General features: G+C 59.4%; 8 protein-coding genes. 2 read left to right on the forward strand and 6 right to left on the reverse strand.

The features are described 5' to 3' along the window. Positions 1 to 2111, reverse strand: a 2111-nt coding sequence (locus tag ACO48X_RS04660; protein ID WP_485000971.1) for a hypothetical protein, incomplete at its 3' end; no start/stop codon positions are given. Positions 2112 to 2980: 869 nt separating this feature from the next. Between ACO48X_RS04660 and ACO48X_RS04665 the strand changes: the two genes are divergently transcribed. Both ACO48X_RS04665 and ACO48X_RS04670 read left to right on the forward strand, forming a co-directional pair. Then, positions 2981 to 3913, forward strand: coding sequence for an atherin (locus ACO48X_RS04665; RefSeq protein WP_485000972.1), 933 nt, complete (start codon positions 2981 to 2983; stop codon positions 3911 to 3913). Between the two features lie 153 nt (positions 3914 to 4066). After that, positions 4067 to 5011, forward strand: coding sequence for an atherin (locus ACO48X_RS04670; RefSeq protein ID WP_485000973.1), 945 nt, complete (start codon positions 4067 to 4069; stop codon positions 5009 to 5011). Positions 5012 to 5173: 162 nt separating this feature from the next. Here ACO48X_RS04670 and ACO48X_RS04675 read toward each other — a convergent pair whose 3' ends face one another. The 5 genes from ACO48X_RS04675 to secY form a co-directional block, all read right to left on the reverse strand. After that, positions 5174 to 7000 (reverse strand): TrbL/VirB6 family protein, encoded by a 1827-nt coding sequence (locus tag ACO48X_RS04675; RefSeq protein WP_485000974.1) that lies wholly within the window; start codon positions 6998 to 7000, stop codon positions 5174 to 5176. Further along, positions 7000 to 7446 (reverse strand): hypothetical protein, encoded by a 447-nt coding sequence (locus ACO48X_RS04680; RefSeq protein WP_485000975.1) that lies wholly within the window; start codon positions 7444 to 7446, stop codon positions 7000 to 7002. The genes ACO48X_RS04675 and ACO48X_RS04680 overlap by 1 nt, the downstream gene beginning before the upstream one ends. Positions 7447 to 7788: 342 nt before the next feature. After that, positions 7789 to 8616: a type I methionyl aminopeptidase gene (gene map / locus ACO48X_RS04685; RefSeq protein WP_485000976.1), complete on the reverse strand. Its 828-nt coding sequence runs from the start codon at positions 8614 to 8616 to the stop codon at positions 7789 to 7791. Beyond that, entirely contained in the window at positions 8616 to 9203 is a 588-nt protein-coding gene (locus tag ACO48X_RS04690; protein ID WP_485000977.1) for an adenylate kinase, read from the reverse strand. Before ACO48X_RS04690 ends, map begins: the two co-directional genes overlap by 1 nt. Before the next feature lie 87 nt (positions 9204 to 9290). Then, positions 9291 to 10151, reverse strand: an 861-nt coding sequence (gene secY / locus ACO48X_RS04695; protein ID WP_485000978.1) for a preprotein translocase subunit SecY, incomplete at its 5' end; no start/stop codon positions are given.

Below are 10151 nucleotides of genomic sequence, written 5' to 3' on the forward strand. Positions count from 1 at the left end.
TCCAAATGAGACAACAACGCCCCATAACGCCCAACCACATGCTGACCATACTTGCTGTCCACCCGCCACGCCTCGACTCCGTCACGGTACATGCCCTGGGTCGCTTTGTTCGCCAACTCCAGCAACGCCGGCGGACGCCCATGCAACCCGGTGATTTGAGTGTCACGCACACCATTCTCAAAAGCCAAATCAGTAAACAACCCTCTCTTGGCGAGTGTCATGTCGTCAACCAACGAAGCCGGAAGAACAAGCCGGTAGCGTTTGTCTTTGACGTCGTAGACCGCCCCGTCCCCGGACTGGACTCCTGAAGGGCTCGTCAGTTCCCGGGCGAGGTCGTCGGTGTATTCTTTGAGGATCTGTCCTGTCCATGAGCGCAGGCCGTAGTGGGCGGCCCCGAAGCGCGGTTCGCCTTTGGCACCCAGACTCTGACCGGGGTCACTGCCGTTGATCCCACCCGAGCGCAGACCCTCAGTATATCCTTGGAGGTAGCCCCGGATGGCGGTGAAGGTGCGTGGATCGTGGACGGCATCTTTGCCGGAGGTCGCCTCGTCCACAATGTGTCCGAGCTGCTCGCCGTGGTCCACATACGCCGAGGCCCCGTGCGACAGAGCATACCGGGACCCGACAAGATAACGGGCCACGTTCGGATCCTTGTTCCCGGGCACGTCGACCTCGCTGGCAAGAAACTCCCGGCTGACCTTGGGGTCCCCGTCCATCCCATACATCATATTCGCCACGGGATCACGCGAGCCCAGCCCCTCGAAAGTGGAAAAGTTTCCGTATTTGGCCGCCATCTGAACATATGCGTTGTCTTTGTAGGACGCGCGGTAGTCGGCTCCTTGTTCGCGGTCCCATTTGAGCAGGTCGTGCATGACCGAGCCTTTGCCGTTGACAAACTCGTTGGAAAACGTCAGCTCCGGGTGGGCCTTGGCACCTATGCCAATCATCTGCCCCAAATGGACATAGCCCCGCGTGTCCCTGTTGAAGTGAAACATGCCAGGCGCTCCCTTGGAGCCTTCGCGTCCGGCGGCTTTGATGGATTCGAGGTAATCTTTCCTCCATTGGGCCATCGACTCAGTCCCCGACTTGACTTTCATAGACACCCCGCCGTTCTCGGAAAACCTCTTCCATGTCTCCCACGTGTCTTTCGCCTCCCCGTCTAGCCCCCGTGGCACCGAACCGGTCGCAACCATCACCGACGCACCAAAACCTCCATACAGCCGTTGAAGATCCTCAGCTCGTCCGCCAAGCTGATCAAACCGCGTCGAAGAAGGTCCATTCACAACCATCCCGATTCGGACTTTTTCATCGATCTTGCGCCCCAGGTCGGCCATCCGTTTGGGGTTGATCTTCGCAGCAACGGCCGCGCAGAAGTAGGGGTCGGTCCCGAGGCGGTCAAGGTAGCCCTTCTTCTTCATTTCTTCCAACGCCTTCTTCGTTGGAACCCCGTCCTCGTCGACGTCGGAGACGAGCCTGGACAAGTCAGCGGCGTCGGCCTCGGCGTTGGCCGTCGTCGTCTGGGCACCGAGAATTCCTCCTCCTCCGAAAAGGGCCACGCCTAGATCGTTGCGGTCCGGACGCCGCCCGGCCCCGGCCCCGACTTTCCCAGCGGAGGGGGCGAGGTCGCCAAGAATCGATTCGATCTTCTTCGACAACGTCTCGGCCTCCGAGTCCAACTCCTCGATGCGCCGGTTGTACCGGCCCGCCAGCTCGAACTGCTTGTCCTCCAGCCTCTTCCTCTCGTCCTTGGTTGCACCTTCGCCCAAAACGTCGATGACTTTGAAAGCCCGCATATCCCCATCCCACTCCTCCTGCATTCCTTTGACGTCCGCAATGGTCTGCCTGTAAAGATACTTGTAAGAGTCAATGGCCTGGACCACTGCGTGAATCATCCCGCTGACCCGCCGGACTGTGCCAGTCAGCTTTTCAACCTCCCGCTTCCATGCTTCGACCATTTCCCCGGTCATCGAATCCGGGTTGACACTTCCGGCCATGATCTGCGATCGATGCAACGCCTCATTGACATGCGACAGCTGCACCAGCGCGCTGTCAAAATCAACGTACTCCGGCAACGGAAGCGCATCGCCGCCTGAAACCATTGCATACGACATGACAAATCCCTCCATGATGCGCGCTCGCCCTGCCGGCCAGCGCACCGACCCTTGTTAACTTGCGTGAATTGAATACTGTCCGTGAAGCGACGCCGTGCAGAGCCAAGCCGATTTGGGCCCGACAACACGCATAGCGCCACTGTGCCAATAAGAACGCAACCGCTTTCGACGACCCGACAAGACAGCAGCCCTGTTAAGTCGGCCGAACACGACTGTCAGCGTAAGTTTGACGGGACGGCAGCCCCTTCAAACCCAATGAAACGCCAGCTCCTGCGAGCTTGGCGATATGATCAACCTGCCGCCCCCGGCAAAACGAAAGCCCTGCCCGGCCGGTTTGACGACGTGATGACCGCCATATCTGCAGGTTTAGCCGTCCCGTCACTCACTCTACAACATAAAACACTTCGACGCAAGGCCTTAGGAGGGCTAAGGCAAAGACGCTTAGTTCCGCCTTTACTTAGATCCATTATGATCACTAAACATGGTTCTCTATGTGTTTAACTTTGCTTACACTACCGCAAAAATGCAATGTGTCCCACTTTTTAACACAGTGCAGAACGGTGGCATGAAGCCTTTCCTGCTTTACTGACCGTCCGCACAAACGGGACTGAAACGCGAGACGACGTCGCCGTCAGGCTACGGATGCGACCCGCCCTCGGACACTCCTCAAACACCGGCCACATCCGAGGCGACCCTGACGCCAGCTGCCCCCAGCATGACTCGGATCAACGAGCCATTCCGGATAGAAGATCGAGGAAGACGGTTCCCAGCTTTCATGCAATCAAAGCGCGGTAGCCCTTGCACGCTAAGCTGAGGTCAGTACGGCAATTCTGCAAGCCATCCGATTCTCAAAACAGAGGAGACTCGACATGATTGTCCACGCGAAAAAGACTTCCTTAATCAAAGCTATTTTGATAGCCTTTACGACCTTCTTACTGACCGGTTGCCGTCTCGAAGGAACCATCGATTACCGACTTGATGCTAACACAGTCTTATCGTTTGAAGTAGAGGATACTACAGGATATATGACCGAACTCAAGCGAACATGCGAAAGCGTGAAAATAATGGCTCAAGCAAACGCTAGATTCATCAAAAATCCAAAAATAGAAAACCTTACCCCTCCGGGAGGAAAAACTAAATGTAAGGTTACCTCTACTGAACCAATGGAAGGAACTACGACCTTGAAGGAGGAGTCCGGTAAATATTACATTAACGTTCCAAAATGGAAAATCAACGGTGACTTCAGTAAGTTTCAGCTAAAAATGACAATTATCATGCCGGGCAAAGTTACTCAAACAAACATAGGGAAGGTAGAAGGGAATAAGGTGATCATCGAGGACCCTAACGTTTGGTTTAAGGGAATATCCATTGTTTCAGAGAAAGAAAAGTCCTCCAATACTTCAAATATCAACAACAATCCTAATATAACATCAAATGATTCAGATGAGCCGAAGCCGCCGCAGAGCGAGAGCGGAAAGGGCTTCCCTGCGTGGGGCTGGGGGCTTGTCGGCGGCGGCGTTCTGGCAGTCATCATAGGAATCTGGTTCCTTCTCGGACACAGGCGACGGGCAGCTCATGCTCCAACCACCGGTCCCAGCCAGGCACCTGTCGTTCCTTCGACTTTGACACAACACGCACAGCCTTACGTCCCCGATCAGCAGGCCACAAACCCAACCCACTACCCGCACAACAACGCCCAGGCCGCGCCGCCGTCAGGCTACGGCCACAACGCGCCCCCGACCTCTCCTCAAGCGCCGACCCCCGTACAAGACGACCCCGACACAAGATACCGCCCCCGATGAGACTCGGATCAACAAGCCATTCCAGATAGAAGGTTGAGAGAGTTGGTCCCGAGATTTCACACATACAAAGCGCTGCAAGTCTGCGCGCGCTAAGCTGAGGTCAGTACGGCAACTCTGCAAGCCATCCGATTCTCGAAACAAAGGAGACTCGACATGACCGTCCACGCAAAAAAGACTTCCCTCATCAAGGCCATTTTGATAGCCTTTACGGCCTTCCTTCTATCCGCATGCCGCACCGACATCACCATCGAGATGCACGCCGACGGCAGTGTACAAACGGAGATGATAGCCGAAGACGACCTAGACACAATGAGAAAAATCAACCAAACCTGCTCTGGCCTACACACAGGCATCAAACCCTTGGCGAAATTTATCAAACATGGAAAGATGGAGGATATAACTTCGCCGGGCGGGCACATTAAATGCAGGCTCACATCCACCGAGCAGATAGCCGACGAAATGAAACTCATCGACGAGGGGACAACCTATAAAATACATGTAACCCCTTCAAACATAAAAAAATATCCAGAGAGTAAGCTTAATGCTACAACAACAATTATAATGCCAGGAAAAGTCCTGAAAAGCACAGTGGGGAAGATAGATGGAAATAAGGTCGTCATAAAAGGCCTGGAGTATTCAGTTCAAGGTTTCACAATCGTTTCCGAGAAAAGCGGCGGGACGTCGCAATCGTCGCCGTCAGCTTCCCACACATCGAACCCCGCAACAAACAATGGAACCGGAGCAAAACCGCCCTCGCGCAACAATAGCGGAGACAGCTTCCCTGCGTGGGGCTGGGGGCTTGTCGGCGGCGGCGTTCTGGCAGTCATCATAGGAATCTGGTTCCTTCTCGGACACAGGCGACGGGCAGCTCATGCTCCAACCACCGGTCCCAGCCAGGCACCTGTCGTTCCTTCGACTTTGACACAACACGCACAGCCTTACGTCCCCGATCAGCAGGCCACAAACCCAACCCACTACCCGCACAACAACGCCCAGGCCGCGCCGCCGTCAGGCTACGGCCACAACGCGCCCCCGACCTCTCCTCAAGCGCCGACCCCCGTACAAGACGACCCCGACACAAGATACCGCCCCCGATGACACGTTGTGTCGCGTTGCCTCTTACTGATAAAAGCTTGAAGCGCCGGTGGCAGGGAATTAGCAGGGCTGTCTCTGGGACTGTTCTCGGCGCACAACGCAAAGGTGTGGGGTGAGACCGGATCCGGTCTCACCCCACACCTTTAATTTCAGATTAGACCGAGGCTAACCTTGATGCTTGCCTTGGCCCTCCTGAGGCTCCTCACGTCGGCCGGCCTCAAGGAAGGTCACAGTGTTGTCCGTCTCGTAAGGGGTAACCCGCGTCTCTTCAATCGAGCGGTGGTCTTCCCGACGCTTGTCCTTGCGATCCTTTCCGCGTCCGCCCGTCAATCCCGATATGGCGCGCGACGTGGAGGCGGACCTGCTCCCTGCGGAGGCTCCTGGCCGCGTCATCCCCGGACGGGCCGAGCCGCTGCGTGAGGACGTGCTCGCCGTCGACGAAGCTGTGCGCCCCACGGCGGAGGCACGCCCCGCAGTCGAGGAGGAACGCCCTGCGGACGCACCGGCTCCCCCGCGGGCTCCGTTCACGCCCTTGGCCGAAGAGGAACCTCCAGCGGAGCGTCCGGCCATGGATGCTGCACCACGCCCCGAAGCCCCAGTCCCGCGGGCGGTTGCCGAACCCGCCCCGCGAGCTGACGTCGCACCGCCTCGAGCACTGCCTGCAGTCCCCTGGCTCGTCGCGGACGAAGTCGTGCGAGCCGCCGTCGTCGCACCCTTCATGATCCCCGACCCGCGACCGGAAGACGTCGAAGCGGCCGAACGAGCAGCCGTCGTCGCGCCGCCTTTCATGATGCTCGACCCACGGGCGGAGGAAGCGGACACGGGACGCGCAATACCGCTGGCGCCGCCTCGGACGCTGCCGGCCCTTCCCTGACTCGTCGCGGACGTCGTCGCGCGGGCCGCCGTCGTCGCGCCCTTGACGATACTCGTCGAGGACGTCGTCGGAGTGCGCATGGTGGCCCCCGACCTCATTGAAGAGGCACGCGAAGTCGGCATCGATTGGGCCGTTCGCGCAGCGCGGGCAGCCTGATAGGCCTTGTATCCAGCCACCGCTGCGCCTCCCCCGCCGATGGCTGCGGCCGAGGCCAGCGGATTGTGCACCGCCGGAGAATGGAGGCCCGATGGATGGGCTCCCCCTCCAGAAATCAAGGATCCTGACGAGGAGGGCGTGTAATGCGAACTTTGCAGAGACCAGCTGTCTGCTCGTTGACCGGGGGAAACGGGGTGGACGGAAGAATGCCCAGTCGAACCGGCGTGGCTTCCGGCCGAGCCGACAGAAGCGTCGCCTCCCGACGTGTGCCATGCCGTCGCCGACCTTGAGGGGCCGGTCTGCTGATAGCCGCCGGGAGAACCGTCGCCGGAGGAGCCTCGCCGAACGCGCCCGTCTCCGTCGTCCGAGTCTCCTATGCCCGGCGTACGCTTTTTCAGCCCTTCGTGGAAGCCCTTCTCAGCCGATCCGTACGATTTCATTTGCTTGTGGATGAACGGGAGCCCTGAGATCGCCGCCTCGGTGCGCGATTGCAGCTCGCTGAGAACCTTCTTAGCCCGCTTCTCAAACTCGGCGTGGGCAGCTTCAAGCTGCTCTTTCGCTTGGGCTTGGACAGCAGCTCCGCCGGCGCCGGCTACGCCTCCAAGCTTATCCAGGTTCTCGTAAATTGAGTATTCTTTCTTGAAAGCACCCAGATGAGCCTGGATTTCTGCGCTTTCCTGTTTTGCTTGGACGCCGCCTTTCATGGCCTCCTCGCGAACCTCGATCAGCTTGCCGATCCCATCGGAATGGTCCTTCAGATCGCGGGCAACGCTGCTGAGGTCAGCTTGGACCGACTTGGCCGTCGTCCCCTCCAAGCCAAGGTCGGCGGCAACCCTCTCGTTGATCCCCGCGACCTCTTCGAGTTTGCCCTTGACGTTGTGCAAATGGCTGTTCGCCTGCTCAATCGACGTCGTATCCCACGACTCGATGCCGTGGAGCCTGTCAGCATTGGGAGTCGCCATTATTCATCATCCTTCTTCGCAGATGCCACTTTCTTCATTGCCGCCGCGCCTGCTTTAAAGGCCCGGGTAATGGACTGCATTCCTTGAGGAGCAATGTACTCGAACTTCGAGTCCAGGGCGTCTAGCTGGTCCATGTAGCTTTGACGCTCTTGGTCATCGATGAACTGGAATGACTTGAGAGACTCCCGCAGATTCGCGATGATCGCGTGCTGCCTCTCCGAGGTGGACTTCAGTTCATCGTCGATGGCGACGAACGACGCGTGCAGGGGCGTCTTGAAATGGTCAAGCTCGTCGACGGCTGACCAGTGTTCGCCGCCGCCGGGACCCGCTTCTATCTGAACGCCCGACCTGAAGCTCTTTTGAGCCTCTTGGAACTTGTCGCCGCCCTCCGAGAGACTTGCTAGTTGTTGATTGAATTTGTCTGAGTCGAGTTTGAATATTGCCACTTGATCATCCCTCCCGAATCTTGTGCGTGTACGAGATCTAATGGTGGCTACACCAGGGAACCCTGATGTTTCTAGGATTATAGAATACCCCTCAATCGCCGAATCCGCATCCATCTTCGTCACATTCGCGTGTCATCGCGGGTTGAAAACCTACCGCGATTAGCAAATCTTGACGAAACCGACAGTTCAAAGCGAACCAGCCGTGATGTCTGCCGATCGGCTCGGGGCTGACTCCCCCTATCCTATGAGATGATTCAGCTCGCCGCTTGGGGACCGTTCCCCGAGCGGCGAAATGACGCCGATTTCACGTAAAGTTCTATCCTGCGAGCCCCTGCAAGCCGGTCAGTCGAGAGGAGCGGGCGCGATTCCGAAAGGCTTCAGGCCGGCCTCGCCGCCGTCGGGCGCGGTCAGAACCCAGATGCCTCCCGCGTGAAGGGCCACCTCATGCTCCCAGTGGCAAGCATCCGAGCCGTCCGCAGTGACGACGGTCCATTCGTCGTCAAGCACCCGGTTGGCCTGGTCTCCAGCCGTCAACATCGGCTCAATGCAGAGCACCATCCCGGGCTTGAGCCGGGGCCCGCGCTCGCGAGAGCGGAAGTTCGGCACATCCGGCGGCATGTGCATGGCCGATCCGATTCCGTGGCCGACGTAATCGACGACGATGCCCGGCGGGTCGGGAAGGCTCACAACGAAATCGTCGATGGCTCGCCCGATGTCGCCCACGCGGCCGCCCGTTGCCATGGCCGCGATGCCGTGCCACATGGAGGCCTCGGCAATTTCGCATAGGCGCCTACGCGCCGGAGCGTCCTTGCCAGGAACCGCAACAGAGAAGGCCGCGTCGCCGTGCCAGCCGTCCAGGACGGCGCCGCAGTCGAACGACACCAAGTCTCCGGCCTCGAGCACCCTCTCCCCCGGGATTCCATGAACGATCTCCTCGTTGACTGAGACGCAGATCTGGGCCGGATAGCCGTAGTAGCCGTAGAAGTTCGATCGTGCCCCGTGGGCCTCCAAGACCTCGCGGGCGAGCTCGTCCATGCGACGCGTCGTCACCCCGGCGCGGACCTCTTCGCGCAGGGCCGCATGGATCGCTGCCACGACCAAGCCCGCCTTGCGCATGCTGCAGATCTGGCCGTCCGTCTTGTATTCCAAGGAGCGAGAGGAACGGGACATCAGGCGCGGGAGCTGAGGAAGGAGTCGACGGCGCGCCCTATGCGCTCGGCCACCTCGTCGACCTCGCCGATGCCGTCGACGCTCAGGAGGATCCTTCGCGCCCGATACTCGGCTATGAGGGGCTCGGTCGTCTGATGGTAGAGGGCGATCCGATGCCGGATGACGTCCTCGGTGTCGTCCTTGCGGCCTTCATCGGCGGCCCGCCCAAGGAGCCGTTGCACGACGACGTCGTCGTCGGCAGTGATCTCCAAGACGAAATCGAGGGCTGTCCCCAAGCCTCCGAGTATGTCGTCGAGGGCGTGGACTTGGTGGAGGTTGCGCGGATAGCCGTCGAGGAGGAATCCGCGGGCCACGTCCTCCTCGCTCAGCCTGGCCGCGACCATGCGATCGGTGACGTCGTCGGGCACGAGCTCGCCGCGCGAGGTGTACGAGTCCGCCAAGCGGCCCAGTTCGTCGCCCGCTCGGGTGTGGGCCCTGAAGATCGCGCCCGTTGAGACGGCTGGGACCCCGAAGCGCTCTGTGAGGGCCCGCGCCTGCGTTCCCTTGCCTGAGCCTGGGGGGCCGACGAGGACGAAGCGTATGGACATTGGGACACTCCCTTGCGTTGCTTTAGTTGCGTTCTTTGTTGTCCTTTGCGAACTGTCGCGTTCCATCGGCGGCACCCCCGGCGAACGTCAACGGAGGAAGCCTTCGTAATGGCGCTGCTGAAGCTGGGCGTTGATGTCCTTGACCGTCTGCAAGCCGACGCCGACGAGAATCATGATCGACGTTCCGCCGAACGTCCCCTGGAATATGCCCATCTCGGAGAACATGACGGACGGGATGAGGGCGACGACCGTCAGATAGATGGCGCCCACCCAGGTGATGCGCTTCGAAACGTAACTGAGGTACTCCGCGGTGGGTCGGCCGGCGCGCACGCCCGGGATGAAGCCGCCGTAGCGCTTCATGTTGTCTGCGACCTCCTCGGTGTCGAAGGTGATCGACGTGTAGAAGAAGGTGAAACCGAAGATGAGCAGAGCGTACAGGCCGTAGTACCAGACGCCTTGCCTGGTCAGATTGGAGTGGATGAATTGGACCCAGTCGGAGTTCTGATTGCCGAAGGAGGCGATCATCTGCGGAAGCATGAGCAGCGAGGACGCGAAGATGACCGGGATGACGTTGGCCATGTTGATCTTGATGGGCAGGTACGTGGTGGAGCCGCCGATCATGCGCCGCCCGACGACGCGCTTGGCGTACTGCACCGGGATGCGCCGCTGGCATTGCTCGACGAAGACGACCACCGCTGTGATGGCCAGGAAGACAGCGAGGACGACGATCGCTCCCTTCCATCCCGCGTTGGAGCGGACGACGTTGAGGAGCATTCCGGGGAAGTTGGCGCAAATGCCTGTGAAAATGAGGATCGACATGCCGTTGCCGACGCCGCGCTCCGTAATGAGCTCGGCGAGCCACATGATGAGTCCGGTTCCCGCCGTCATGGCGAGGATGGCCATGGTGATCTTGACGGGGTTCGCCCCCGGAATGGGCTGATGCCTGCA

The organism is Peptidiphaga sp. (genome assembly GCF_057238965.1).